Source organism: Leisingera sp. JC1 (assembly GCF_001679925.1).
GTDB lineage: Bacteria > Pseudomonadota > Alphaproteobacteria > Rhodobacterales > Rhodobacteraceae > Leisingera.
In genome coordinates this window covers 18,230-42,800 of the sequence record NZ_LYUZ01000068.1, presented here as the reverse complement: position 1 = coordinate 42,800, position 24,571 = coordinate 18,230, and the positions used below count along the sequence as shown (strand labels likewise).

The following is a 24,571-nucleotide window of genomic DNA, read 5'->3' as shown; positions in this document are numbered from 1 at the left end:
CGGCCTCCCGTCAAGAGAGCGGCCGGATCTTCAGCTCAGTCACGCGGTTGCCTTCGCGCGCGGTGACTTCGAAGCGGAAGCCGTGGAAGGAGAACACCTGGCCCTTGACCGGGATCATCTGCGCCTCGTGGATCACCAGCCCTGCGACGGTGTTGGCCTCGTCATCCGGCAGGCTCCATTCGGTGGCCCGATTCAGGTCGCGGATGGTGGTGGCACCCTCGACCAGATAGGATCCGTCGGCGGTCTTCCGGGCAGCGCTTTCCTCTGCCGGGTCGAATTCGTCGGTGATCTCGCCAACGATTTCTTCGAGGATGTCCTCCAGCGTGATCAGCCCCTGCAGGGCGCCGTATTCATCCACCACCAGTGCAAAATGCGAACGCATTCGCAGGAACTGGCGCATCTGCTCGTCCAGCGTGGTGGTTTCGGGGATGAAATACGGGGCTTTGGCGACCTGGGCGACGTCGAAGGTTTTCAGCTGGTCGGAATCCCCGCCTGCGCCGCCGGCCTGCTCATACATGGCCCGGAACAGGTCCTTGGCGTGAACCACGCCGATGATGTTCTCCTGCTCGCCGCGGAAAACGGGCAGGCGGGTGTGCTGGCTTTGCAGGCATTGCTCCAGGATGGTCTCAGGCTCTGCATCCGCGTCGATCATCTCGATGTTGGAACGGTGCAGCATGATCTCCTCGACAAAGCGGTCGGAGAGGTCTAGCGCGCCAAGGATGCGGTCGCGGTCTTCCTTTTCCACCACGCCCTCGGAATGGCCCAGCTGCAGGGCGCCTGCGATTTCCTCGCGCACCGCCATGATGTGGCTGTCGGGGTCAATCTGCACGCCGAAGACGCGCAGCACGCCGCGTACGAACAGCCGCACCGCGCCCACGACAGGCGACAGGATCATGACGAGGATGCTGATCGGTGCAGATACCGCCGAGGCGGCCTTCTCGGCGTTGGAAATGGCGTATGTCTTGGGCAGAACCTCGGCAAAGACCAGCACCAGGAGGGTCATCACCAGCGTTGCCATCGCGACACCGCCTTCACCGAAAATCCGGGTGAAGAGCGCGGTGGCGAGCGAGGCTGCGAGGATGTTGACGACGTTGTTGCCCAGCAGGACCGAACCGATCAGGCGCTCATTGTCTTCGGTAATGAACAGCGCGCGCTGAGCACCGCGGGAGCCCTTGTCGGCCTGGGCGCGCAGCTTGCCGCGCGACGCGGCGGTCAGCGCCGTTTCCGAGCCGGAAAAGAAGCCGGAAAAGACGAGTAGCAGCACGATAGCCCCGGCAGTGGTCCAGAAGGCGCTGTCGAGAACGGTGGAGGCGGTGTCCATGAGAGGGCAGATGTCCGGTCTGTTGATTGTTCGCTGTATTTATGGGGCCTTAGCCCCGCCGCTTCAAGCGCTGCGGTCAGCCGCGCTTGGCAAGGGGGTGGTGTTCCAGCACCAGTTCCTGCAGCCGAGCGTCCAGAACATGGGTGTAGATTTCGGTGGTGGCGATGTCGGCGTGGCCCAAGAGCGCCTGGATCGCGCGCAGATCGGCGCCGTTTGCCAAGAGGTGGGTGGCAAAGGCGTGGCGCAGGGTGTGCGGTGTCACCTTATCCGGGGAGATGCCGCCGGTCACCGCCAGTTCCTTGATCAGCAGATAGAAGCGGTGGCGGGTCAGATGGCCGGATTTGCCGCGGGACGGAAACAGGAAGCGCGAGGGCGGGTGCCCCTTGGCTTCGCGCTCTGCTTCGGCGCCGTCGCGTACCAGCAGCCATTGCGCCAGTGCTTCGCGCGCAGGCGGCGACAGCGGCACCATGCGTTCCTTGCCGCCCTTGCCCAGGATCAGCAGCATCCGCGGGTCGCCGCGGGCGGCGGATACCGGCAGCGAGACCAGTTCGGTGACCCGCATGCCGGTGGCATAGAGCAGCTCCATCAGACAGGTATTGCGCAGCCGGTCGCCTTCGCTGCGGCCGGTTTGGCGGGCAGCGTCCAGCAGGCGGTCGACTTCGATCACCTCGAGGGTCTTCGGCAGCCGCTTTTCCCGTCCGGGGCCGCGGATCTGAATGGCGGGATTGTCTTCGCGCCAGCCTTCTTCAAATGCGAAACGGTAGATCTGCTTGACGGCAGACAGCCGCCGGGCGCGGGTGGCGCGGGCGAGGCCCTGGGCGTCGCAGTTGATCAGATAGGCCTCAATATCGTCCTGGCTGGCAGTCAGAAAGCCCAGTTTGCAGTGCTCCAGCCAGGCGGTCAGATCCTTGAGGTCGCGGCCATAAGCCAGGAGCGTGTTCTGCGAGGCGCCGGTTTCCGCCGCCTGGGCATCCAGGAAAGTGGAGATCCACTGGTAATTGTCGCGCGGGGCTGCCATGTCAGCCGTGCTCCAGCAGCATCAGCTGAAGGGCGGCGCGGCGGGCGGTGTCCTCCAGGCCGACGGCGCGGAAGGCGGCGAGGGCGGCGCTGAGGTCGCCAAGATTGCCGTCGGCACCCTGGGCAAACAAACTCATGCTGCGCAAAATTGCCTCGCCAAGCTGGCCGTTGTCCAGCAGCCGGCGGATGGCAGGCGGGGCGGCGGCCTCCGCGGCAAACCCCAGCGAAATGGCGTCTGCCAGCGGCGAAGGCGCGGCGGCATCGCCGGGGCGGCCCTGGGCAAGGGCCGCCAGGAAATGATCGGCCGCGCCTGAGGCCTGTGCGTCATGGGCGGCGGTTTCGTAAGTCGGTGACAGCAGTCGGATCCGCCAGGCAAGCTGTGCCGCTGGCCCTGTCAGTTCTGCGCGCGCCAGCGGCTCGGCAAAGAGATCCGCAAAGACGGTTTCGGTGCCGGCTTCCTGCATGGCCTTCCAGGCGCGGGGCAGGGATCTGGCAATGGCGTCAGGGCTGCCGGAACTCAGGTCGTCTTCGAGTTTCTGCACCGCCGAGACCCGGTCCCAGATACCGCCGGAGGCGGCGGGTTTGCGGGCGCTGAACAGGCCCAGATACTGGTTCGGGTTGAGCGCGCCGGCGCGGGACAGCCGCTCTGCGGCTTCCAGCTGCGCCTTCCAGCCGGCAATGTCGCGCAGGTCAGCGGCGGCAAAGGCCGGCGGCAGCGGGGCGGTCGGCATGCTCTCGCCAATGGTTTCAAACAGCCGGAAGGTCAGCGGGTCAGGATGCGCCGGGCGGCGCAGCGGCGGGGCCAGTTCGAACAGGTCCGGATTCAGGAACCTGTCGAGCAGATCCATCTGATCCTTGGGCAGCAGCTCCAGCGCGTGGGCCGTTTCCAGCATCAGCGCCGCGGTCGGCCAGTCGCCGCGCCGGGCTGCGCAGAAAATCCGCACGGCGTAGCTGTCCGACAGATGCGGCGACGCGGTGAGAGCCGCGCAAGAGGCATCCTCGCTGCCGGTGAGCAGGGTGGCGTCGAACCAGCGGGAAAAGCGGTCCTTGCTGTCCGCCGGGCCTGCGTGTTCCACCAGTGCCTGCGAGGGATCGGTGGCCCCCAGTGCCAGCAGCCGGTCGAGCCGGGCCAGCAGGATGCGGTCGCCGGTGGCGGCGGGCGGGCGGGTTTCCGACAATAGCAGGGTGAACAGCAGCGCCTGCATCGCCGGGCTGCCGCGCACCGGCACGGTTTCGATCAGATGGGTGATGTCATCGGCGGAACTGCCGCGCCAAAGGTCGGCAGGCAGGCCGGTTGCGGCAGCAGGCACCAGCCCGACCGGAGGCAGCAAGGTTTCCAGCGGCGTGACGGATATTTGGGGCAAAGCAGCGGTTCCCGCGACGGGCGGTTCCAGCAGCACCGTGCCCGGCAGCCCGTCCCGGGGTGCCGGCTGGTTCAGCCAGTCAATTGCCGCTAGCGGTTCGTTGGCAAGCGCGCTGCCTGCCAGCATCACCCCGGCGGCAGCCGCCTTAATCCGCATTCAGCACCACCGGTTTGCGCACTTCGCTGCTGGGAGCGCTGAAATCGGCACCGAACCAGGGGCCGACATAGGCATATCCCACCAGCCCGATTGCAGCCAGAACCAGCAAGTAGACCAAATACTTAATCAATCGCCCCATAGTGCATCCAATGCCTGTTTCCTGCTCTTTTGCCCAAGTTATATATTCCCTTTTCGGCAAGATCACGTCATTCACTGAAGAATGAGCGAAAAAGAGCAAATCAGCGGCCAGAAGGCAGCAGCGCCGGTGCCGGGGAAATTGAAGAAGACCATCGTGATGGTGGGTATGATGGGGGCGGGCAAGACCGCCGTGGGACGGGCGCTGGCGGCACGGCTGAATGCGCCGTTTCTGGACAGCGACCACGAGATCGAAGCCGCTGCCAACATGACCATTCCGGAGATCTTCGCGCGCGACGGCGAGCCGTTCTTCCGCCAGAAGGAGCGCCAGGTGATCGCGCGCCTGCTGGAAGAGGAGCGCGGCGTGCTGTCCACCGGCGGCGGGGCCTTCCTGGCAGAGGAGAACCGGCAGGTGATCACCGCCAAGGGTGTCTCGGTCTGGCTGAATGCCGACCTTGAGGTGCTGTGGAACCGGGTGCGCCACCGCGATACCCGGCCTCTGCTGCGCACCGCTGATCCGCGTGCGACACTCAGCAACCTGTATCACCAGAGGGTGCCGCTGTATTCCAAGGCCGATGTGTCAGTGGTCTCGGACGGGCAGGCCTCGATTGAAACCATGGTGGACCGCGTGCTGGACGCCTTGAAGGCACGCCCTGATGTATTGGAGTGGAATTGATGGAGCGCACGGTTCATGTGCCCCTGGGCGAACGCGCCTATGATGTGGTGATCGGCCCGGGCCTGCTGGCGCAGGCGGGGGAGCGGATCAAGCCGTTCTTGAGCCGGCCGCAGGTGGCGGTGCTGACGGATGAGACCGTGGCGGAGAAGCACCTGGAAACCTTGCGTGCCGGGCTGGCTGCCGCGGGCGTGGAGATGACCGCGCTGGCGCTGCCGCCGGGCGAGGCGACCAAGGGCTGGCCGCAGTTCACCCGCGCGGTGGAATGGCTGCTGGAGCAGAAGGTGGAGCGCGGCGACGTGATTGTTGCCTTTGGCGGCGGCGTCATTGGCGATCTGGCAGGATTTGCCGCTGCGGTGCTGCGCCGGGGTGTGCGGTTCGTGCAAATCCCGACGTCGCTGCTGGCGCAGGTCGACAGTTCGGTTGGCGGAAAGACCGGCATCAACGCGCCGCAGGGTAAGAATCTGATCGGGGCTTTCCACCAGCCGTCACTGGTGCTGGCCGATACTTCGGTGCTGGAGACGCTGACCGCACGCGATTTCCTGTCCGGCTATGGCGAAGTGGTGAAATACGGCCTGTTGGGCGACTCGGAGTTCTTTGCCTGGCTGGAAGAACACGGCCCTGCACTCGCCGAAGGCGACGTGGCGGCGCGGGTAGAAGCCGTGGCGCGCTCGGTTCAGATGAAAGCCGACATCGTGGTGCGCGACGAGACAGAGCAGGGTGACCGGGCGCTGCTCAATCTGGGCCATACCTTCTGCCACGCACTGGAAGCGGCGACGGGGTATTCGGACCGGCTGCTGCATGGCGAAGGTGTGGCGATCGGCTGCGCGCTGGCGTTTGAGCTGTCGTCGAAGCTGGGGCTGTGTTCGCAGGAGGACCCCAGCCGGGTGCGGGCGCATCTGAAGGCGATGGGCATGAAGACCGATCTGGCAGATATTCCGGGCGAGTTGCCGGGAGCAGAGGCGCTGCTGGATCTGATGGGCCAGGACAAGAAAGTGGTGGCCGGCCAGCTGCGCTTCATCCTGGCGCGCGGCATTGGCGAGGCCTTTGTCACTGGCGACGTGCCGCCGGACGCGGTGCTGGAGGTGCTGCGCAGCGCGGGCGCCTGAACCGGGCCGCAGGCCTCAGACAGTCAAAGGGCAGCCGCTGGGGCTGCCCTTTTTTGCTGTTCCGGCAGTGCCTGAATCAAGCGGCGCTGATGTTCAGGTCCTGGTCCCAGCTTTCGTCTTCATCGAAGTCGATAGCCATCGGCGGATGCGCTTCGGGCGCAGGCAAGGCGCTTGCCGTGGAGCCCAATGTGAACTGGGTGACCTGTTCCCGCAGCTCCTGCGCCTGATCGGACAAGGATGTCGTCGCCGCGGTGGTCTCTTCGGCCATGGCGGCGTTTTGCTGCGCCATCATCTCCAGCTCGCCCACGGCGGTGTTGACATCGCTCATCTGTGCCGACTGGTCCTTCATGTTGCCGGCAATCTCGACCACCAGCGAGGAAATCTCGACCACCTGTTCGCTCACGGTGGCCATGGCCTGTCCGGCCTGATCCACCAGAGCCGCGCCGTTCTTGACCTGTTCAGAGCTGCGGGCGGTCAGTTCGTCGATTTGCTGTACCGCATCGGCACAGCGCTGTGCCAGCATCCGCACCTCCGAGGCGACAACCGCGAAGCCGCGGCCTGCTTCACCTGCGCGGGCGGCCTCAACCCCGGCGTTCAGCGCCAGCAGGTTGGTCTGGAAGGCGATGTCCTGGATCACCTTGGTGATCTGGGAAATCTCCTGTGAGGATTCCTGCAGCTTGTCCATCGCGGTAATGGTGTCCTTGACCACGGCGTCGCAGGATTTGACCCCGTGCTGGGCGCTGTCCGCCAGCTCTTCGGCGCGGCCGGCGTTTTCTGCAGTCCGTTTCACATTGCCGGTCAGCTCGCCCACCGCATGGGTGGTTTTTTCCAGCGTCGCCGATTCCGCCTCTGTCCGGTGGGCAAGGTCCATCGAGGCCTCGGCAATCGACTTGGTGCTTTCATCGACGCTGCTGGTCAGTTCGGCGATCACGGAAACCGCTGCACTGAGGGCTGTCAGGGAGTCGTTGAAGTCCATCCGGATCGATTTGAATTCTGCCGGGAAATACTCCTGGATCGGGTTGTCCAGGCGCTTGTGCTGCAGATCCGCAAGAGCGCTGCCGATGCGGCCGGTCACTTTCAGGATTTCCTCGCGGCGCTCTCTCTCCTCCTGCACGCGTTCTTCCTGCTTGCGCTGGGTGACGGTGCGCAGGTCCACCACATTGCGGGCAACCGCGCCGATCTCGTCCCGGCGTTGCGCGCCTGGAACCTCAACCTCGGTCTCGCCGGAGCCGAGCTTTTTCAGCGCGACGTTCAGGATCGACAGGTTCTTGGTCATGTCGCGGGCTATCACCGCGCTGAGCAGCAGAACCAGCCCCAGCATGACAGCGGCAAAGATGGCCATCTCTGTCAGCATCAGCTTGTTGTGGGCATCAAAGGCCGCCATGTCGCGCTCCAGATGCTCAATCAGCAGCATTTCCTTCTTTTGCAGGACCTCGATGGCTTTGGTTGCGGCTGCAAACCAATCCTCGGCGGTCACGGCGTCACCGCCAGAGCCGTGCAGAATCGACTCGCGCATCTCGTCGAATTTCTTCATGGCAGGATCGCTGAACAGGCCTTTGACGGCGTCGCGGTCCTCTGCGGTTGCAAAGTTCTTGAAGGTGCGCAGGCGTTCCTTGAACAGCTCATGATCGGCAACAAAGGCTTCGCGGTCTTCCGGTTTCCAGCCGTGTTTGAATCCCACGGCACCGGCTGCACGCTCCAGCCCTGCGGCGTCGATTGCGCGCATGAAGAAAGACAGTGCCACGGCCTCCTGCGAGATCAGCGGATCATCAATGCCCTTGGCCATCGCCAGGCCGGTCTGAATGAGGGCCCCGTTCAGGTCCGTGTAGTAGGCAATCAGGGCCTTCAGCTTCAGGGAATGGGTGTCGATCTTCTGGCGGATGTCTTTTTTGCGGGCCAGTTCGGACTTGGCAAACGCGATTGCCTCTGCGGACTCGGACGGCAAAGATGCGGGATCGATACGGCTGATCTCTTCGAGGTAGGCAGCCATCTTGGCGTCATTTTGCTGGCGCACCTTGACCAGCTTTTCCGGCGGGGAACTGGCGGCACTTTCGAGATAGCTTGCGCTGAGCCCGCGTTCCAGCTGCAGATTGTGGACCAGGCTGCTCATATGTTCCATCACCTCGCCGGCGAGGACCGTGTCGGCCTGGGCTTTCCGTTGCAGGTCGAGCAGGGTTTGCCCGATGAACCAAAGGCTGAGCAGCAGCGGTGCCGCCAGGAGCATCCCGATCTTGGTTCTGATCGAGAGATGCTGCAGAAAACGCATTCCCATATTCCGAATCCTTGATGTACCTTTTCACGACATATCCATTCAGCATCCGTTATGTGTCTTAATTTTCGCCTAGCGCTGCGTACGCAGGGCGGGCCTGGAACCTGTGTGACGGGCCCGGATGTGGGCAGCTGCAAGCGCTCGCAAGTCCAAGCCTGCGCATTGAAAAGACAGTAGAAATGGGATTTTGAAGGGGCCAGTATGCGCGCTGCGGGAAACGGCTGGCCGGGTGTTGCGCGGAGGGTGGCAGCCTGCTGGAAGCGTATGCCTGGCGCGCAATGTTTTCATGAAAGCACAGCAAAAAAGCCCCCAGGAGGTGTTTCTCCCGGAGGCTTCGCAAGATTGTGGTTCAGGGAAACGGCAGCTTGCCGCTTAGAACGGGATTTCGTCGTCGTCGATGTTGTGGGAGGCACCGCCGCCAAAGTTGCCGCCGCCGCCGCCTTGGGAGCCGCTGTCATATCCGCCGCCATAGCCGCCGCCCTGGCTGCCGCCGCCATAACCGCCGCCCTGGCCGCCACCGCCGCCGCCTTCGCCGCGGCCATCCAGCATGGTCAGGGTTCCGCCGAAGCCCTGCAGCACGATTTCGGTCGAGTAACGGTCCTGGCCGCTTTGGTCCTGCCATTTGCGGGTCTGCAGCTGGCCTTCGACGTAGACCTTGGAGCCCTTGCGCAGATACTGTTCGCACACGCGGACCAGGCCTTCGCTGAAGACCGCGACGGAGTGCCATTCAGTCTTCTCACGGCGCTCGCCGGTATTGCGGTCCTTCCAGGTTTCCGAGGTGGCAATCCGCAGGTTGCAGACCTTGCCGCCGTTCTGGAAGCTGCGCACTTCCGGGTCGCGGCCCAGGTTGCCGATGAGCATGACTTTGTTGAGTGAGCCGGCCATAGGGTTCCGTCCTTTATTTCCTGAATATCCTGTCATTGACCGGACCGGTGCGAATCCGTCCGGGCTGTTTTGCCAGCACACTATAGACCCCGGCAGGGTGAGGAAAGCAGCTCTCTGGGGATGGTTTTACGCTTGTTTCAACCTCAATCTCGGGTTCTTGCGCCTGTGTTGCTTTAAATTTGCTCCGCATTAGTTATATTTGCGCAAAGTGGGACAGTGTCGGGACAGCGGAAATGCGCAAGACCGTTGCGGGTTTGGTTATTGCCATGGTTGGGGCAGGGCAGCCTGCGGCTGCTGATATGTTCAGCACAAAGAACCGGCGGGATCTGTTTGCCGCCCACACCAGGGTGCTGGATGGCCGTGCCGCGACCCAGTACAAGAACTCTGTCCGGCTGCAGCCCAAGACCTTCAGTATCCCGTCCGCCGGCGGCACGCTGCCTTACAGCGGCAAGTACCGCGGCCAGTATCTGGAAATGGCACGCAGCGCGGCGCGGCAGCATGGGGTGCCGGAGGATCTGTTCCTCCGCCTGGTTCAGCAGGAGAGCAACTGGAACCCCAATGCCAAGTCGCACAAGGGCGCGCTGGGTCTGGCCCAGCTGATGCCGGCCACGGCGCGGGCGCTGGGGGTGAACCCGGCAGAGCCGAAGCAGAACCTGGAGGGCGGCGCCCGCTATCTGGCACGCCAGTTCCGCAAGTTCGGCTCCTGGCGGCTGGCCCTGGCGGCCTATAACGCCGGTCCGGAAGCGGTGCAAAAGTATGGCGGGGTGCCGCCCTACAAGGAAACCCAGAACTACGTGCGGAAGATCTGGGGCAGCTAGGGTCCTGACCCTAAGTCGGCGCAGGCGTTAACCTGTGGATAACTTTCCTTAATGCCGCGTTAACTCCGCCGGAGTGTCAAGCATTTGCCTTAATTTTTCGTGAATCTGTGCGCAGGTTCTGGAGGGAATGCCTTGTACATCAACAGCTTTGACGAACGTCTTGAACGCATCGACTGGCAGCCAAGCGCGGTGCCGACCCGGCATATGATCGACAGCGTACTGGCCGGCCGTCTGCCGGTGCAGCCGCGCAGTGCGATGCTCAGCCTGGCTGGTGCGGTAACGGGTATCCTGATCGGCGTCGGGCTCAAGGGCATGACAGTAGCGGACTCTCCGTGGGGACCGGACGCCGGCTTGGCAGGGCTGGCTGGCAGCGGTCTGGCCCTGGCCGGTCTTGCGGTTTCAGTTGCTGCGGCCTTGATGGCGGCAGCCAAGGGCAGCAAGGCGCCGCGGCTGATGCAATTCGCCTCGATCAACCTTCTGATGATTTCGGTCCTGCTGTTGAGCTGAGTTCACCCCGTGGGAGTGGGGGGACTGCTGTGAAGCTGTGCGCATGAAAAAGCCGGGGTGCTGAACCCCGGCTTTTCTGTTGCGCGTTGTTCTGGCGCGTTACTCGGCGGCGACCTTGATCACCGGCTTCATGCGCTCCAGCACGTCGTCGCTGAGGTGGCATTTGATCTGGTGGCCGCCGTCCAGTGTGCGGACCGGCGGAACCTCCTTCTCGCACAATCCGCCCGGCACCTCGGATTTCCAGCGGCAGCGGGTCTGGAACGGGCAGCCCGGCGGCGGGCTCATGGCTGACGGAATGTCGCCTTCCAGAACGATGTGCTCTTTCTCCACGGAGGTGTCGGCAATCGGCACCGCGCTCAGCAGCGCCTCGGTATAGGGGTGGTAGGGCGGTGCAAACACCTGGTCGGTGTCGCCCAGTTCCACCACATGGCCGAGGTACATCACCATCACCCGGTCGCTGAGATAGCGCACAATCGACAGGTCATGGGAGATGAACAGAAGCGTCGTCTTCTCGTTCCTCTGAATTTCCATCAGGAGGTCGGTGACCGCAGCCTGCACCGACACGTCGAGCGCCGAGACAGGTTCGTCCGCAACCACAATCCGCGCACCGCCGGCAAAGGCGCGGGCGATGCCCACACGCTGCTTCTGGCCGCCCGACAGCTGCCGCGGCATGCGGTCGGCAAAGGCGCGGGGCAGTTTCACCAGGTCCAGAAGTTCCAGCATCCGCTTGCGGCGCTCGGCCTCGGAGTTGCCGATACCGAAGATTTCCAGCGCCCGCATGATCTGGCGCCCGACGGTCATTGACGGGTTCAGGGTGTCGAAGGGGTTCTGGAACACCATCTGCACGTCGGAGACGGTCTTGGTATCGCGTTCCTCGATCGGGATCTGCTCAATGTTGCGGTTGTCGAGCAGGATCTGTCCCTCGGTGGCGGTCTCAAGTCCCATCAGCACCTTGGCAAATGTGGACTTGCCGCAGCCGGACTCGCCGACGATGGCGAGGGTTTCGGACTCGCGGGCCTCGAAGCTCAGCGTCTCGTTGGCTTTCACCACCTTGGTGTCGCCGCCGCCGAACAGGGCGTTGGCAGCCACCTCGTAGTATTTCTTGAGGTTGTCCATCTTCAGGACGACCTTGCCGGGCGCGGTCTTTTCCTTCTGCTCGCCGACCGTGATCGGGGCGTTCCAGTCGATTTCCTGGAACTTGAGGCAGCGGGTTTCGTGCCGGTCGTTGCCGTGCACCGGCGACATCGGGATCACCATGTCCTGATCGCAGCGGCCTTCCTCGAAGTAATCGCAGCGGGGGCCGAAGTTGCAGCCGGGCGGGCGTTCATGGGGCAGGGGGAAGTTGCCCGGGATCGCCACCAGCGGGCGCGAGTTCTTGTCGGCGCCCGGCAGCGGGATCGAGCGGAACAGCGCCTGGGTATAGGGGTGCTGCATCTCGTCGAAGACGTCGTGGATCGAACCGCGTTCCACCGCTTCGCCGGAATACATCACGCACAGGCGGTCGCAGGTTTCCAGAACCAGCCCGAGGTTGTGCGAGATGAACAGCATCGAGGTGCCGTATTTCTTGCCCAGGTCCTTGACCAGCTCAACAACCGCGGCCTCCACCGTCACGTCGAGCGCGGTGGTGGGTTCATCGAGGATCAGCAAGGCAGGCTTGGACATCAGCGCCATCGCAATCACGATCCGCTGCTGCTGGCCGCCCGACAGCTGGTGCGGGAAGGAATTCAGCATCCGCTCCGGGTCGGGCAACCGCACGTCTGTAACCACTTCCAGCGCGCGGGCATAGGCTTCCTTTTCGCTTACGCCCTCGTGGATCATCGGCACTTCCATCAGCTGCTTGCCGATTTTCATTGCCGGGTTCAGCGAGGCCATCGGCTCCTGATAGATCATTGCGATCTCATTGCCGCGGATGTCGCGCAGCTCTTCGGCGCTCATCTCGGCCAGGTCGCGGCCCTTGAACTTGATGGTGCCGCCGACGACACGGCCGTTCTTGCCCAGGTCCTGCATGACGCCAAGCGCCACGGTGGATTTGCCGCAGCCGGACTCGCCCACGAGGCCCACCGCCTCGCCGGGCTGAACGGTGACCGAGAAATCCATCACCGCGGGGATTTCGCGCAGCCGGGTGAAGAAGGAGATCGACAGCTTGTTAATCTCGAGGATCGGGCCGTCGTAGTCTGCCAGTTTGTTCATTTTGTTTTCTCCCTGTTGGAGCGGGAAATCCATCTTTCCTCTTGCTCCAAGTATCCCGGGGGACCGGGGGCCAGCCCCCGGTCCCGCCGGTTTGGATCAATCCTTCAGGCTTTCCTCGCGCAGGCCGTCGGCCAGCAGGTTGAGGCCCAGAACCAGCGTCAGCAGCGCAAACGCGGGCGGCAGTGCCGGGTGCAGGTAGATCGACAGCAGCTTGCGGCCGTCATTGATCGTGGAACCCCAGTCCGGGCTTTCCGGCGGCAGGCCAAGGCCGAAGAAGCCGAGGGTACCCAAGAGGATGGTGGTGTAGCCGATGCGCAGGCAGAAATCGACGATCAGCGGCCCGCGGGCATTCGGCAGGATTTCCCACAGCATGATGTACCAGGGGCCTTCGCCGCGGGTCTGGGCAGCCGCCACATAGTCGCGGGTTTTGATGTCCAGTGTCAGGCCGCGCACGATACGGAACACCGTGGGCGAGTTGACGAAGACCACCGAGACGAACACCACCAGGATACCGCCGGGAATGTCGAACATATCCATCACGCGGGGCAGGCCCGGGATCGAATAGGCGGGGGTGTTGATCAGGTAGCCGCCGTTGGAGACCAGCTGCAGGTAGAACCAGATGATAATCCCCAGAACCAGCGGCAGTACCAGGTTGCGCACCTTGGGCCGGGTGTAATAGCGCGAGTTCAGCAGCACCCCGACAAAGACGATCGGGAAGATGAACAGAACGATCGCCATGTAGTTCGGAACACCGGTGGCGACGATTTCAGGCGTGACCAGCAGGTAGAACAACAGGATCACCGGGAAAGCCAGGATCAGGTTGGCGGCAAAGGACAGCGTGGTGTCCAGGCGTCCGCCGTAGTAGCCCGCGGGCAGGCCCAGGGTGATCCCCACCATGAAGGCAAAGACGGCTGCCATAGGGGCGATCTTGATAACTTCCCAGGCGCCCTTGACCAGGCGGCTGAACACGTCGCGTGCCAGGTTGTCGCCGCCCAGCAGGTAATAGGGGTAGTCCGCTTCGGTGGCGCCGTTCATCGGGGTGCCGGGGACCTTGTTCTTCATGCCCGAGACCTGCACCAGCGGGTCATGGGTAATGATCATGTCCATGGCGCCGTAGATGCCGGTGAACACCCAGAACATCACCAGGCCAAAGCCGATCATGCCGATGGGGCTGTCAAACAGCTTGCCGTAAAGGCCCAGCCGCCGTTTGAAGCCGATGGAGGCTGCGTAGAGGATTACCAGTGAAAACCAAACCGGGGACAGCTGGTAGATGATACGCCCCGCAATTTCGAGTGTGCTAAGAGGTTCCATGCTCTGCTGCCTTCCTTAAGAGATCCGGATACGCGGGTTCAGATACACATAGCCGATGTCGGAGATCAGCTGGGTGATCAGCACCACGAAGACTGAGACCACGGAAACGGCCAGCAGCAGTTCAATGTCGTTGTTGCCCGCGGCTTCCACCAGGATCCAGCCGAAGCCCTTGTAGTTGAACAGGGTCTCGACAATCACCACGCCGTTCAGCAGCCAGGGGAACTGCAGCATGATGACGGTGAAGGGGGCAATCAGTGCGTTCCGCAGCGCGTGCTTCAGAACGATGTTGTGAAAGCTCACGCCCTTGAGCCGGGCGGTGCGGATGTATTGGGCGGTCATCACCTCAGTCATCGAGGCGCGGGTCATCCGGGCGATATAGCCCATGCCGTAAAGCGCGATGGTCAGCACCGGCAGAAAGAAGTTCTCGAAGTTCGGGTTGTCCATCGCCGAGGTGGCGGTGCCCTTGAACCACTTGAGGCCCACGGTGGAGGATGTGAACACGGCGATGAAGATCACGCCGGAAACATATTCGGGTGTTGCCGTGGTCAGGATAGAGGCGGTTGAAAGGCTTCGGTCGGTGACAGAGCCTTCTCGCATGCCCGCCAGCACCCCGATGATCAGGGCAGAAGGCACCATCAGCACCAGCACCCAGAACATCAGGCGGCCTGTATTGCCGAGCCGTTCTGCGATGATGGTGGAGACTTCATCCTTGAACCGGGTCGAATAGCCCCAGTCGCCTTGCAGAATGCCGCAGAAGGTCGGCGCTTCGGCGGCTTCCTCAGCGCTGACCGCGCCGGTCATGCAGCGGCCGGTGAACCCTTTCTCGGTCTCGCGGGTCCAGCCTGGCAGAACGCCCAGCCATTGCCCGTATTTCGAAACCATGGATCCGCCATAGCCGTTGGCGTCCAGCCAGCTGGCCACGGCCTCATCCGACATGCGGAAGTTGCCCTGGGTTTTGGCGAGTTTTTCGAGGTTTGGGTAGAGGTTCGTGAGGAAGAACACGATGAACGTCAGGCACAGGGCCGTCAGCAGCATCACGCCCGAACGGCGGAGAATGAAAAGTCCCATTTGGGTCCCCTGTCAGTCTGGCGGATCGGACCCGGCTCAAGGGGCGGGTCTCTTATCTTTTGAGCTGGAAAGCACCGCCCCGGAGGAGGGGCGGTGCAAGAGTCAGGAGCCGGTCGGGCTTAGGCTGCCCAGCCCCACTTGTAGTGGTGATGCTCGAAGGAGATGTGCATGTCGGCACCGACAACACCTTCGCGCATGTGGCGGTAGAGCGAGCGCCAGTAGGGCTGGATGGTCACGCCCTCTTCCTGGATCAGAGCCTGGCCCTTGGCAGAGATTTCGCGGCGCTTGTCAGCGTCAGCAATGGACAGGGCTTCTGCTAGCAAGGCGTCGAACTCCGGGTTTTCCCAGCCGAATTCGTTCCAGGCTTCGCCGGATTTGTACGCCAGCGCCCAGATCTGAACGCCCAGCGGGCGGTGGTTCCAGTTGGTCGAGGAGAACGGGTATTTGGCCCAGTCGTTCCAGAAGGTCGAGCCGGGCAGAACGGTCCGTTTCACCTTGAAGCCAGCGTCGCGCAGCTGTGCTGCCACCGCGTCGGTGGTGTTCCGGCGCCAGTCGTCGTCGATCGACAGGATCTCATGCTCGAAATCCATCATGCCGGCTTCTTCCATCAGCGCCTTGGCACCGGCGGGATCAACCTTCTGCGGCGGCAGTTCGGCGTATTCCGGGTGGATCGGGCCGACATGGTGGTTTTCCGCAGTTTCGCCGCGACCGCCGTAGCCAAGCTCCAGGCAGACGGAGTTGTCGACCGCCATCTGGATCGCCTTGCGGACGCGCTTGTCAGCATAGGGTTTCTTGCCGTCGATTTCCGCCAGCTGGTTGGTGCGGATCACGATCGAGGACATGGTCACAACTTCGGACTTCTTGTAGCCGAGGCCGTCCATCACGTCGATGAATTCGCCGACCGATTCATAGAGCATGTCGACTTCGTCGGATTCCAGCGCCGCCAGCCAGGAGGACGGGTCGGTGCCGAAATCGACGTATTCGATGGTGTCGAGCGCCGGCTTGCCATAGATTGCCTCGCCCCACCAGGTGTGGTCGTCGTTGCGCTGCAGCACCGCGCGCACGCCGACTTCCAGCTCGGTCAGCAGGAACGGGCCGGTGCCAACATTCTGGGTGAAGTCGTTGGTCTGGAAGGAGGAATGCACGATGGCCGCCGGATAGTCGGCCATGCCTGCGATCAGCGAAATGTCGGAGGCCGGCAGGTTCAGTTTGACCGTGTGGCTGTCGACCACCTCGATCGCGCCTTCGGCTGCCTGGCCGGTTTCAGTGTCGATCAGGGTTGCGAAACGGCCGGCCATAGAGTTGCCTTCCAGGCCCTTGTCGCACCAGCCGGCGATGTTGCGGGCAACATCTTCGGCGGTGAAGTCGTCGCCGTTGTTCCACTTGACGCCCTGGCGGACGTTCAGGGTGTAGACGGTGGCGTCTTCGTTGATTTCCCAGCTTTCCAGCAGCATGCCGGTGAAGGAGCCGTCATTGTTGTATTCCACCAGGTATTCGATGGTGCCGCGGGTCTTGTTGGCCATTTGCGACCAGTCAAAGGTGCGCGGGTCCTTCAGCGGGCGGACTTCGGTCTGCACACGCAGGGTGCCGCCTTGCTGCTTTTCTTCTGCGGCTTTCACAGGGGCAGCCAGGCCGATCATGCCATAGGCCGCTGCTGCGGTGACGCCAAGCGAGGTGGCGCGGGTCAGGAATTCCCGGCGGTCCAGCTTGCCGTCCAGCACTTCTTTGGCGTGCATCTTGGCGGCCCAATGGATCGGGGCTCCGTTGATTGTGTCTTTGGTCATTTAGGTCTCCCTGTCATACCGTTCTGTCTTTTTGCGAAACGGGTATTGGCCCAGCGGCTGGCCGGGCGATTATGGTTCGAGTTTTGGATTAAAGTTTCCCCATGCCTGCATTCCGGCAGAGATACAGCGTTTCGTCAATGCACAGTTTCGTCGTTTCCGTGTAAAAATACGACATTTCCGGCGTCGGTTTTATTATTCGGGGCGGCATACATCCGCATACTGTTCAAAACTGCCCAGTACTGGAGGCAGGCAATCGGGGGAAATTACGGCCCGCACGGCGGTGTGGCGGGAAACTGCTGAGGGATCAGGCTATTGCGGTCTTCTGCGGGCAGATTCGCGCAATTCGCTGGGAGGCTGGCCGGTGTGCTGAGAGATAAAGCGGGTGAAATAGGCGGCGCTGCCAAAGCCCAGCCGGACAGCGATGTCGCGAATAGGCAGTTCGGAAGAGATCAGCAGGGTGCGCGCGGCATGCAGCTGGCGCTCTGTCAGCAGGGCGGCTGCGGTCTTGCCGGCCGCGGCCTTGCATACCCGGGTCAGATGCGTCGGCGTCACATTCAGGGCCGCCGCGTGTTCTGCCATGCTGAGCTGACCAGCCTGGAGGCCGGCAATGCGCTGGCAATAGGCCCGGCAGAGGCGCTGCGCTGCGGTCAGCTTGCCCGCTGCCCCCGGCTGGCGCTGAAGGGCAATGGCGGCGAGCTCGCACCGGGCCTGCACGGCACGGTTCCAATGCGGTTCGCGTGCGGACTGTTCGCGGCTGATGGCCTCGAAGTGCCCGGCCAGGCTGGTCTGCTCCTGCAGGCTGGCGAACCTCTTGTGCATCGGCTCCCCGGGGAATGGCGGCAGCAAGGGGCCCGACATCGCCAGCACCTGTCCCAGGCACTGGCGGCCGAAATCCGCGGACCACAGGGTGCCGGCGGGAATGAAGATGACGCTATGCAGCCCGAAGCCGCGCTGCTCGCCGTTCAGGAAAAGACGCCCCTGACCGCGGGTGATCCAGATCAGCAGGTGGTCGCAGCGGCTGTGTGCAAGACGGGTCTGCCAGCTGCCGTCCGGAGCTAGCCGCACCAGCGGTGCAGCGTGAAACTCTCTCGGGAAATCTGAATCGAATGGCATGAGCAAATTTTGGCAGAGGATCCGGTGTCGGTGGCTGAAACAGCTCATGGATTGCTGATTCTGGCAAGTTTCCGCTTGCCGGCACCGGAAATGCTGAAAACTTTACGGGCTGGCGGCTGACACCTCCTTCTCAGCCCAGTGTGATCTGGTGCCAGTTTTTCATCCGGGCGCGGAACCAGCTGCGCTGGCGTTTGGCAAACTGCCGGGTGGCGACGGCGGCGCGCTCTTCAGCTTCCTCCAGCGTGAGATGCCCTTCGGCGTAGCCCACCAGTTCCGGGACGCCGATGGCCTTGCAGGAGGGCAGAACCGGATCGTAGCGGCCGCGCATGGCCTCGATTTCTGCCATGGCACCCTGATCCAGCATCAGGCCGAAGCGCCGCCGGATGCGGTCCTCCAGCCAGGTTTTGTCAGAGTTCAGAACCATTGGCGTGCAGTTCTCCAGGGGCAGGGCAGGGGCAGGGGTGTCGTCCTGCCAGCGGGCTAGGGGGCGCCCGGTGGTTTTCAGCACTTCCCAGGCGCGCTGCACCCGGGCGCGATTCATCAGATCGATGCGGCTCGCGGTTTCCGTATCAAGTTCTGCCCGCAGCGTCTCCAGCGGCAGGCTGTCAGCTTCGGCCCGCACCGCGGGCGGCGTGGCGGGGATCTCGGCCATGCCCTCTGTCAGGGCGGTGAAATAGAGGCCGGTGCCGCCGACGATGATCGGCCGGTCCGGCCCGTTCAGAAGCGGCAGCACCTCGCGCAGCCAATGGCCGGCAGAATATTCCGCGTCAAAGGGCACATGCCCGTAAAGCGCATGCGGCGCCTGGGCCTCTTCCACCGCTGAGGGGCGGGCGGTGATCACGCGCCAGCAATCGTAGACCTGGCTTGCATCTGCGTTGACGATGACACCGCCCTGACGGGCAGCAATATCCAGCGCCAGCGCGGACTTTCCTGAGGCTGTAGGGCCAGCAATCAGCACAGGTTTGCCGGGATCAATGTCGGGCAGGTTCATCGGGATGCGGTCCGTCTCTTGGGCGTGTTCCGCAAATATGCGCGGAAACTGCGCTGCGCGGATTGAAACCGCCAGCGATTTACTTCATTTTGCCGCGCAAATTAACCCTCACATCTTCTGGAGCGCAACATGCCTCAACCGCAAGAAAAGCCGGAACTGGATCCGGCCGCCGCCTATAAACGCGTCATGCTGAAAATTTCGGGCGAGGCACTGATGGGCGACCAGGGGTTCGGCCTGCATCCGCCGACAGTGCAGCGCATCGCCCGCGAGGTGAAGACCGTGCACGATATGGGGGTGGAAATCTGCATGGTGATCGGCGGCGGCAACATCTTCCGCGGCCTCTCGGGCTCGGCGCAGGGGATGGAGCGCACCACCGCCGATTACATGGGGATGCTGGCCACGGTGATGAACGCGCTGGCAATGCAGTCGGCGCTGGAAGGGCTGGGGGTGTTCACCCGGGTGATCTCAGCGATCCGCATGGATGAGGTGGCGGAGCCCTACATCCGCCGCCGCGCCGTGCGCCACCTGGAGAAGAAACGGGTCTGCATCTTTGCGGCAGGCACCGGCAACCCCTATTTCACCACCGACACTGCCGCGACCCTGCGCGCCAATGAGATGGCCTGCGAGGCGATCTTCATGGGTAAGAACGGGGTGGACGGGATCTATGACAAAGATCCCAAGGAACACGCCGATGCGGTCCGTTATGATGAGATCAGCTATGACGACGTATTTGCCAAGCGCCTGAAGGTCATGGACGCCTCTGCCATCGCCCTGGCGCGCGACAACAACCTGCCGCTGATCGTCTTCCCGCTGGATGAACCGGGCGGCTTCCGCGGCATCCTGTCAGGTGAAGGCACTTATACCAAGGTGCAGGGCTGAGGTTCTGAAACGGCCCTTGTGAAACCGCTGGCGTTCAGAACGCTGGCGGTTTTGCTTGTCAGGCCAAAGCCTGAGCCAATGCGGCAGGATCAAAACAGTGAATTCCGCCGCGGGCAGGCTAAATCTTGCAGCACCGGCGGCGGCGAATCCTCCGCTTGATCGCTATACATCAGCCTTCCAATGGCTTATGAGCCAATGGAAGACCGCCTCAGATAAGGGGAGAGAGCAGCATGTCTGATGATTTTGAACTGGATACCGACGATCTGAAACGCCGCATGGAAGGCGCCATGGCCAACCTGCGCACCGAATTCGCCTCGCTGCGCACCGGCCGGGCCTCGGCTTCGATGCTGGAGCCGGTGATGGTGGATGCGTACGGCTCAATGACGCCGATCAACCAGGTTGGCACCGTGAACGTGCCGGAGCCGCGCATGGTCACCATCAACGTCTGGGACAAAGGCCTGGTAGGTAAGGTGGAGAAGGCGATCCGCGAATCCGGCCTGGGCATCAACCCGCAGCTTAACGGCACCATCATCATGCTGCCGATCCCGGAGCTGAACGAGGAACGCCGCCGCGAGCTGGGCAAGGTTGCCGGCCAGTACGCCGAGCACGCCCGGGTGTCGATCCGCAACGTGCGCCGCGACGGCATGGACCAGATCAAGAAAGCCAAAGCCGATGGCATGTCGGAAGACGACCAGAAGTTCTGGGAAGCCGAGGTTCAGGACCTGACAGACGCCATGATCAAGCATGTGGACGAGGCGCTTGAGACCAAGCAAGCCGAGATCATGCAGGTCTGACGGGCTGTAATGCCAGGAGACGCAAACCCGCAAGTGCGTGCAGCCGGAGAAGCTCCGGCGGCCCGCACCGGCCCGCGCCATGTTGCCATCATCATGGATGGCAATGGCCGCTGGGCACAGGCCCGGGGGCGGCCGCGGCTGTTCGGCCACCATGCCGGCGCGCGCCGGGTCCGTGAAGTTGTCGAGTGCTGCCCTGATTTGGGCGTGGAATACCTGACCATTTTTGCCTTCTCGACAGAGAACTGGAAGCGCACGCAAACCGAAGTTACCGGTTTGATGAGCCTGTTCCGCCGTTATATCTCCAAGGAAATGAATGCCCTGGCGGAAAAAAATGTGCGGGTTCGGTTCATTGGCGACCGGGTGCGGCTCGACGCCAAACTGACCGGTCTCATGGACAAGCTGGAGCGCAAGACCGAGGGCAACAGCGGCACCCAGCTGACCATCGCGCTGAACTACGGCGGCCGCGACGAGGTGGCCCGCGCCACCAAACGGCTGGCACGGGATGTGGCTGAGGGCCGCCTGAACCCCGAGGACGTCGATGAGGAAACACTGCCGCGCTATTTGGACACACATGTGCTGCCGGACCCGGATCTGGTGATCCGTACCAGCGGCGAGGCGCGGATCTCCAACTTCCTGCTGTGGCAGTCGGCCTATGCAGAATACGAATTCATTGACACGCTGTGGCCCGATTTCACAGCGGAAGAAATGGAGCGGCTGTGCAACAGCTTTGGCCGCCGCGACCGCCGGTTCGGGGCGGTTAAGGCATGAACGGCGCCAAGGACCGCTGGGCGGATCTTTTGCCGCGCGCCTTGTCTGCTGCGGTCATGATAGCGGCAGGTGGTTTTGCCGTCTGGACTGGCGGGGTGGTCTTCAATGCAGTGATCGCGCTTTGCTGCGGCGGCATGGTGTGGGAACTGGTGCGGATGCTGGCGCCTGCGCGCAGCGGCACGGCCCTGCAGCTGGGCGCCATTTCAGCTGTCGCGGTGCTGCTGGCGTCCCTGCTGCCCGCCTTGTGGGTGCTGCCGGTCCTGGCGGCACCAGTAGCTGCCGGGTATAGCCAGATCAGCGAACGGCGGCAGTACTTCACAGGTTTTGCCCTTTGGGTGCTGCTGGCGGGCTTTGGCTTCATCTGGCTGCGCGGTCAGATGGGCATGGCTTGGATGCTGTGGCTGATCTGCATCGTTGTGGCCACGGATGTGGCCGGGTATTTTGCAGGCAAGGCTATTGGCGGGCCAAAGTTCTGGCCCCGAGTCAGCCCCAAGAAAACCTGGAGCGGCACCGCCTCGGGTTGGATTGCGGCCGCCATCGTCGGGGCAATCTTTGCCGCGCAGATGGGGCAGGGATTTGGCTTTGTCGTGCTGTCGGTTCTGCTGTCGATGGCCAGCCAGGCCGGCGACGTGGCGGAAAGTGCCCTGAAGCGCAAGATGGGCGTCAAGGATTCCAGCGCGCTGATTCCCGGGCACGGCGGTCTGTTCGACCGGTTCGACGGTATGCTGGGAGCAGCGGCCATGTTCCTGGCCGTAGCCGCCTTCTGGGGATAACCAGTCAGGAATGACCATGCGGAAAATCTCGATCTTCGGCGCCACCGGGTCGATTGGCCAGAACACCATCGACCTGATCCGCCGCGCGCCTGATGCCTATGACGTCGTGGCTCTGACCGGCGGCGCAAATATCACGCGGCTGGCAGAAGACGCCATTGCCTTGCGCGCAGATGTGGCTGTGACAGCATTTGACGACCGTTTGCCGGATCTGCGGGCCGCACTGGAGGGGACCGGCGTGGAAGCAGCTGCAGGCCAAGCTGCGCTGGTTGAGGCAGCTGCGCGGCCTGCAGATTGGATCATGTCGGCGATTGTCGGCGCTGCAGGACTGGCGCCGGGGCTTGCGGCGCTGAAACATGGTACCACGCTGGCGCTGGCCAACAAGGAATCGCTGGTCTGCGCAGGGAAACTGCTGCTGGAAACCGCAGAAAAGCACGGCGCCCGGCTGCTGCCGGTGGACAGCGAGCATTCGGCGGTGTTCCAGGGGCTGGCAGGCGAGGACATCGAGGCGGTGGAGCGGATCGTCATAACCGCGTCAGGCGGCGCTTTCCGCGACTGGCCGCTGGAGGAACTCCCCAAGGCAAGCCTGGCGCAGGCGTCCTCGCATCCCAATTGGGATATGGGGCAGCGGATCACAATCGACAGCGCGTCCATGTTTAACAAGGCTCTGGAAGTCATTGAAACCCGGGAGTACTTTGGCGTTCGGCCAGAGCAGATCGAAGTGTTGGTGCACCCGGAATCGCTGGTCCACGCTTTGGTTGGCTTCAACGACGGTGCGCTGATGGCGCATCTGGGCGCTGCAGATATGCGTCATGCCATCGGCTATGCGCTGCACTGGCCCGCGCGGCAGAATCTGCCGGTGGAGCGGCTGGATCTGGCCCGCATCGGCCAGCTGAATTTCCGCGCCCCCGATCCGGCGCGCTATCCGGCGCTGCGGCAGGCTTATGAGGTGATGGAGCGGGGCGGCCTGATGGGGGCGGCCTTTAATGCCGCCAAGGAACAGGCGCTGGATGAGTTCATTGCCGGGCGCATCCGCTTCACTGATATGGCTTCTGTGACGGCGGCGGTGCTGGAACGGATTGAGGCGGATGGCGGCCTCATAGATGCCGCAATGACACTTGATAACGTGACCCGGGTTGACCATGTCGCCAGGAAACAGGCAGCACAGGCCGCCGAAGAATGCATAGGGTAGAATTTTGGACGTACTTTCTTTTGTCCCGCAGTTTGGCGGTTTTCTGTATACCATCGCCAGCTTTGTCATCGCCTTGTCGGTGATCGTGGCGGTGCACGAATACGGCCATTACATCGTTGGCCGCTGGTCAGGCATCCATGCAGAGGTGTTCTCGCTGGGCTTCGGCCCGGTGCTGTGGAGCAGGATGGACAAGCACGGCACCCGCTGGCAGGTCGCTGCGCTGCCGTTTGGCGGCTTTGTGAAGTTCCTTGGCGATGCCGATGCGGCCTCGGGCAAGGACGCCCAGGCGATGGAGGCCGCTGCGGCGGATCCGGCGGCGTTGCGGCGCACCATGCATGGCGCGCCTCTGTGGGCGCGGGGGGCAACGGTTGCAGCAGGCCCGGTGTTCAACTTCGTGATGTCTGCGCTGATCTTCACTGCCATTGCGTTCTCGCAGGGAACCATGCGTGATCCCCTGACGATTGGTACCCTTGAGACGCTGCCGGGAGCTGAAAACGGGCTTCAGCAGGGCGATGAGCTTATTGCAGCGGGAGGACTGACAGTGCCTGATTTCCTGGATTCAGACGCCTGGGACGCGTTCCGGGAGGCACTGCCGCAGGAGCAGCCGCTGGACTATACCGTGCGCCGGAAGGGCGAGGAGCTGACGGTCAGCGGCCCGTATCTTTATCCGCCTTTTGTGCGGGGCGTGGTGCCGCGCAGCGCTGCCGCTGATGCGGGGCTGCAGCCGGGTGATGTGATCGTTTCGGTAGATGGCGCGCCCTTGGTGTCCTTCGATCAATTGAAGGAACTGGTTGAGGCAGCCGACGGCCGGGTGCTGGTGCTGGATGTGTGGCGCGGCGGCGAAACTGTCGCGATGGCGCTGGCACCGCGGCGCACGGATGAACCGCAGCCGGATGGCGGCTTTGCCACCCGCTGGCGGATCGGCATTGTTGGCGGTCTGGCGTTTTCCCCGGCAACCGAATCCGCGGGGTTCGGAGAAGCGCTGGCGGCGGGCACCTACCAGGTCTGGGCCGTGGTCGAGACTTCTTTGTCGGGCTTGAAGCACATGATCACCGGCGCGATCAGCACCTGCAACCTGTCCGGGCCGATCGGTATTGCCGAAACCTCCGGTGCGATGGCCAGCCAGGGGGCGGAAAGCTTCATCCGGTTTATCGCGGTTTTGTCGACGGCCGTTGGCCTGCTGAACCTGTTCCCCGTGCCAGCGCTCGACGGCGGGCATCTGATGTTCTACGCCTATGAGGCAGTGACGGGCCGTCCCCCCAGCGACCGGGCTGTGCGGGTTCTGATGACTTTTGGCATTGCGGTGGTCCTGTCGCTGATGCTGTTTGCTCTGGGCAATGACCTGTTCTGCTGATTCAGTTCAGATTTGAATGACCTGGCCAAGGGCGGCCTCAGCGCCGCCCAAGTGCTGCCACATTCCCGCGTTAACTTTTCTTCAAACCGCTGGCGGACTTTTC

22 protein-coding genes are annotated in these 24,571 nt (G+C 63.1%); 10 read left to right on the top strand and 12 right to left on the bottom strand.

What is annotated here, in order from left to right; genetic code table 11:
- Positions 1 to 10 precede the first annotated feature (10 nt).
- From A9D60_RS06680 to A9D60_RS26525, 4 genes are all read right to left on the bottom strand, one after another.
- Positions 11 to 1,321, bottom strand: a complete 1,311-nt coding sequence (locus tag A9D60_RS06680) for an HlyC/CorC family transporter (RefSeq protein WP_065266862.1) — start codon at positions 1,319 to 1,321, stop codon at positions 11 to 13.
- A gap of 76 nt (positions 1,322 to 1,397) precedes the next feature.
- Positions 1,398 to 2,339: a site-specific tyrosine recombinase XerD gene (locus A9D60_RS06675; RefSeq protein ID WP_065266861.1), complete on the bottom strand. Its 942-nt coding sequence runs from the start codon at positions 2,337 to 2,339 to the stop codon at positions 1,398 to 1,400.
- Between the two features lies 1 nt (position 2,340).
- Positions 2,341 to 3,858: a hypothetical protein gene (locus A9D60_RS06670; protein ID WP_065266860.1), complete on the bottom strand. Its 1,518-nt coding sequence runs from the start codon at positions 3,856 to 3,858 to the stop codon at positions 2,341 to 2,343.
- Positions 3,848 to 3,997 carry a hypothetical protein gene (locus A9D60_RS26525; RefSeq protein ID WP_175392908.1) on the bottom strand — a complete coding sequence of 50 codons (150 nt, stop codon included), beginning with the start codon at positions 3,995 to 3,997 and terminating at the stop codon, positions 3,848 to 3,850. Before A9D60_RS26525 ends, A9D60_RS06670 begins: the two co-directional genes overlap by 11 nt.
- A gap of 81 nt (positions 3,998 to 4,078) precedes the next feature.
- Between A9D60_RS26525 and A9D60_RS06665 the strand changes: the two genes are divergently transcribed.
- Together A9D60_RS06665 and aroB are read left to right on the top strand one after the other, a co-directional pair.
- Positions 4,079 to 4,669: a shikimate kinase gene (locus A9D60_RS06665; RefSeq protein WP_039178287.1), complete on the top strand. Its 591-nt coding sequence runs from the start codon at positions 4,079 to 4,081 to the stop codon at positions 4,667 to 4,669.
- On the top strand, positions 4,669 to 5,775 hold the full coding sequence (aroB, locus tag A9D60_RS06660; RefSeq protein ID WP_065266859.1) for a 3-dehydroquinate synthase: 1,107 nt from the start codon (positions 4,669 to 4,671) through the stop codon (positions 5,773 to 5,775). The genes A9D60_RS06665 and aroB overlap by 1 nt, the downstream gene beginning before the upstream one ends.
- Positions 5,776 to 5,851: 76 nt before the next feature.
- On the opposite strand, the gene A9D60_RS06655 is transcribed toward aroB, so the two are convergent.
- Positions 5,852 to 8,047 (bottom strand): methyl-accepting chemotaxis protein, encoded by a 2,196-nt coding sequence (locus tag A9D60_RS06655; protein ID WP_083194115.1) that lies wholly within the window; start codon positions 8,045 to 8,047, stop codon positions 5,852 to 5,854.
- Between the two features lie 369 nt (positions 8,048 to 8,416).
- Entirely contained in the window at positions 8,417 to 8,929 is a 513-nt protein-coding gene (gene ssb, locus A9D60_RS06650) for a single-stranded DNA-binding protein (RefSeq protein WP_065266857.1), read from the bottom strand.
- 233 nt (positions 8,930 to 9,162) lie between these two features.
- Here ssb and A9D60_RS06645 point away from each other — a divergent pair, with 233 nt between their 5' ends.
- Both A9D60_RS06645 and A9D60_RS06640 read left to right on the top strand, forming a co-directional pair.
- Entirely contained in the window at positions 9,163 to 9,747 is a 585-nt protein-coding gene (locus A9D60_RS06645; protein ID WP_065266856.1) for a lytic transglycosylase domain-containing protein, read from the top strand.
- A gap of 132 nt (positions 9,748 to 9,879) precedes the next feature.
- The gene (locus A9D60_RS06640) at positions 9,880 to 10,254 is read left to right on the top strand and encodes a hypothetical protein (RefSeq protein WP_065266855.1); all 375 of its coding nucleotides are present in this window, start codon (positions 9,880 to 9,882) and stop codon (positions 10,252 to 10,254) included.
- Positions 10,255 to 10,353: 99 nt separating this feature from the next.
- Here the strand turns inward: A9D60_RS06640 and A9D60_RS06635 are convergent, their stop codons facing one another.
- From A9D60_RS06635 to miaA, 6 genes are all read right to left on the bottom strand, one after another.
- The gene (locus tag A9D60_RS06635; protein WP_039178270.1) at positions 10,354 to 12,444 is read right to left on the bottom strand and encodes a dipeptide ABC transporter ATP-binding protein; all 2,091 of its coding nucleotides are present in this window, start codon (positions 12,442 to 12,444) and stop codon (positions 10,354 to 10,356) included.
- Positions 12,445 to 12,540: 96 nt separating this feature from the next.
- Positions 12,541 to 13,755 carry an ABC transporter permease gene (locus tag A9D60_RS06630; protein ID WP_039178267.1) on the bottom strand — a complete coding sequence of 405 codons (1,215 nt, stop codon included), beginning with the start codon at positions 13,753 to 13,755 and terminating at the stop codon, positions 12,541 to 12,543.
- A 15-nt stretch (positions 13,756 to 13,770) separates the two neighbouring features.
- Positions 13,771 to 14,823: an ABC transporter permease gene (locus A9D60_RS06625; RefSeq protein ID WP_019296151.1), complete on the bottom strand. Its 1,053-nt coding sequence runs from the start codon at positions 14,821 to 14,823 to the stop codon at positions 13,771 to 13,773.
- Between the two features lie 119 nt (positions 14,824 to 14,942).
- Positions 14,943 to 16,607, bottom strand: coding sequence for an ABC transporter substrate-binding protein (locus A9D60_RS06620; protein ID WP_065266854.1), 1,665 nt, complete (start codon positions 16,605 to 16,607; stop codon positions 14,943 to 14,945).
- A 309-nt stretch (positions 16,608 to 16,916) separates the two neighbouring features.
- Positions 16,917 to 17,720, bottom strand: a complete 804-nt coding sequence (locus A9D60_RS06615; protein ID WP_065266853.1) for a helix-turn-helix transcriptional regulator — start codon at positions 17,718 to 17,720, stop codon at positions 16,917 to 16,919.
- Positions 17,721 to 17,850: 130 nt separating this feature from the next.
- Positions 17,851 to 18,711, bottom strand: coding sequence for a tRNA (adenosine(37)-N6)-dimethylallyltransferase MiaA (gene miaA, locus A9D60_RS06610; RefSeq protein WP_065266852.1), 861 nt, complete (start codon positions 18,709 to 18,711; stop codon positions 17,851 to 17,853).
- A gap of 129 nt (positions 18,712 to 18,840) precedes the next feature.
- Between miaA and pyrH the strand changes: the two genes are divergently transcribed.
- From pyrH to rseP, 6 genes are all read left to right on the top strand, one after another.
- On the top strand, positions 18,841 to 19,590 hold the full coding sequence (pyrH, locus tag A9D60_RS06605) for a UMP kinase (RefSeq protein WP_065266851.1): 750 nt from the start codon (positions 18,841 to 18,843) through the stop codon (positions 19,588 to 19,590).
- Between the two features lie 230 nt (positions 19,591 to 19,820).
- Positions 19,821 to 20,384, top strand: coding sequence for a ribosome recycling factor (gene frr, locus A9D60_RS06600; protein WP_065266850.1), 564 nt, complete (start codon positions 19,821 to 19,823; stop codon positions 20,382 to 20,384).
- A 9-nt stretch (positions 20,385 to 20,393) separates the two neighbouring features.
- Positions 20,394 to 21,152 (top strand): isoprenyl transferase, encoded by a 759-nt coding sequence (locus A9D60_RS06595; RefSeq protein WP_065266849.1) that lies wholly within the window; start codon positions 20,394 to 20,396, stop codon positions 21,150 to 21,152.
- Positions 21,149 to 21,925 (top strand): phosphatidate cytidylyltransferase, encoded by a 777-nt coding sequence (locus A9D60_RS06590; RefSeq protein WP_065266848.1) that lies wholly within the window; start codon positions 21,149 to 21,151, stop codon positions 21,923 to 21,925. The genes A9D60_RS06595 and A9D60_RS06590 overlap by 4 nt, the downstream gene beginning before the upstream one ends.
- 16 nt (positions 21,926 to 21,941) lie before the next feature.
- Positions 21,942 to 23,114, top strand: coding sequence for a 1-deoxy-D-xylulose-5-phosphate reductoisomerase (gene dxr, locus A9D60_RS06585; protein WP_065266896.1), 1,173 nt, complete (start codon positions 21,942 to 21,944; stop codon positions 23,112 to 23,114).
- A 4-nt stretch (positions 23,115 to 23,118) separates the two neighbouring features.
- The gene (gene rseP, locus A9D60_RS06580; protein ID WP_065266847.1) at positions 23,119 to 24,468 is read left to right on the top strand and encodes an RIP metalloprotease RseP; all 1,350 of its coding nucleotides are present in this window, start codon (positions 23,119 to 23,121) and stop codon (positions 24,466 to 24,468) included.
- Positions 24,469 to 24,571: the final 103 nt, after the last annotated feature.

Excerpts from the sequence above, each read along its gene's own strand:
- aroB (WP_065266859.1), top strand. The coding sequence starts at position 4,669 with ATGGAGCGCACGGTTCATGTGCCCCTGGGCGAACGCGCCTATGATGTG.
- A9D60_RS06615 (WP_065266853.1), bottom strand. The coding sequence starts at position 17,720 with ATGCCATTCGATTCAGATTTCCCGAGAGAGTTTCACGCTGCACCGCTG.
- frr (WP_065266850.1), top strand. The coding sequence starts at position 19,821 with ATGTCTGATGATTTTGAACTGGATACCGACGATCTGAAACGCCGCATG.
- dxr (WP_065266896.1), top strand. The coding sequence starts at position 21,942 with ATGCGGAAAATCTCGATCTTCGGCGCCACCGGGTCGATTGGCCAGAAC.
- A9D60_RS06670 (WP_065266860.1), bottom strand. The coding sequence starts at position 3,858 with ATGCGGATTAAGGCGGCTGCCGCCGGGGTGATGCTGGCAGGCAGCGCG.
- A9D60_RS06630 (WP_039178267.1), bottom strand. The coding sequence starts at position 13,755 with ATGGAACCTCTTAGCACACTCGAAATTGCGGGGCGTATCATCTACCAG.
- A9D60_RS06620 (WP_065266854.1), bottom strand. The coding sequence starts at position 16,607 with ATGACCAAAGACACAATCAACGGAGCCCCGATCCATTGGGCCGCCAAG.
- A9D60_RS06675 (WP_065266861.1), bottom strand. The coding sequence starts at position 2,339 with ATGGCAGCCCCGCGCGACAATTACCAGTGGATCTCCACTTTCCTGGAT.
- A9D60_RS06655 (WP_083194115.1), bottom strand. The coding sequence starts at position 8,047 with ATGGGAATGCGTTTTCTGCAGCATCTCTCGATCAGAACCAAGATCGGG.
- A9D60_RS06635 (WP_039178270.1), bottom strand. The coding sequence starts at position 12,444 with ATGAACAAACTGGCAGACTACGACGGCCCGATCCTCGAGATTAACAAG.
- A9D60_RS06665 (WP_039178287.1), top strand. The coding sequence starts at position 4,079 with ATGAGCGAAAAAGAGCAAATCAGCGGCCAGAAGGCAGCAGCGCCGGTG.
- A9D60_RS06590 (WP_065266848.1), top strand. The coding sequence starts at position 21,149 with ATGAACGGCGCCAAGGACCGCTGGGCGGATCTTTTGCCGCGCGCCTTG.
- A9D60_RS06625 (WP_019296151.1), bottom strand. The coding sequence starts at position 14,823 with ATGGGACTTTTCATTCTCCGCCGTTCGGGCGTGATGCTGCTGACGGCC.
- A9D60_RS26525 (WP_175392908.1), bottom strand. The coding sequence starts at position 3,997 with ATGGGGCGATTGATTAAGTATTTGGTCTACTTGCTGGTTCTGGCTGCA.
- A9D60_RS06645 (WP_065266856.1), top strand. The coding sequence starts at position 9,163 with ATGCGCAAGACCGTTGCGGGTTTGGTTATTGCCATGGTTGGGGCAGGG.
- ssb (WP_065266857.1), bottom strand. The coding sequence starts at position 8,929 with ATGGCCGGCTCACTCAACAAAGTCATGCTCATCGGCAACCTGGGCCGC.
- A9D60_RS06680 (WP_065266862.1), bottom strand. The coding sequence starts at position 1,321 with ATGGACACCGCCTCCACCGTTCTCGACAGCGCCTTCTGGACCACTGCC.
- miaA (WP_065266852.1), bottom strand. The coding sequence starts at position 18,711 with ATGAACCTGCCCGACATTGATCCCGGCAAACCTGTGCTGATTGCTGGC.
- A9D60_RS06595 (WP_065266849.1), top strand. The coding sequence starts at position 20,394 with ATGCCAGGAGACGCAAACCCGCAAGTGCGTGCAGCCGGAGAAGCTCCG.
- pyrH (WP_065266851.1), top strand. The coding sequence starts at position 18,841 with ATGCCTCAACCGCAAGAAAAGCCGGAACTGGATCCGGCCGCCGCCTAT.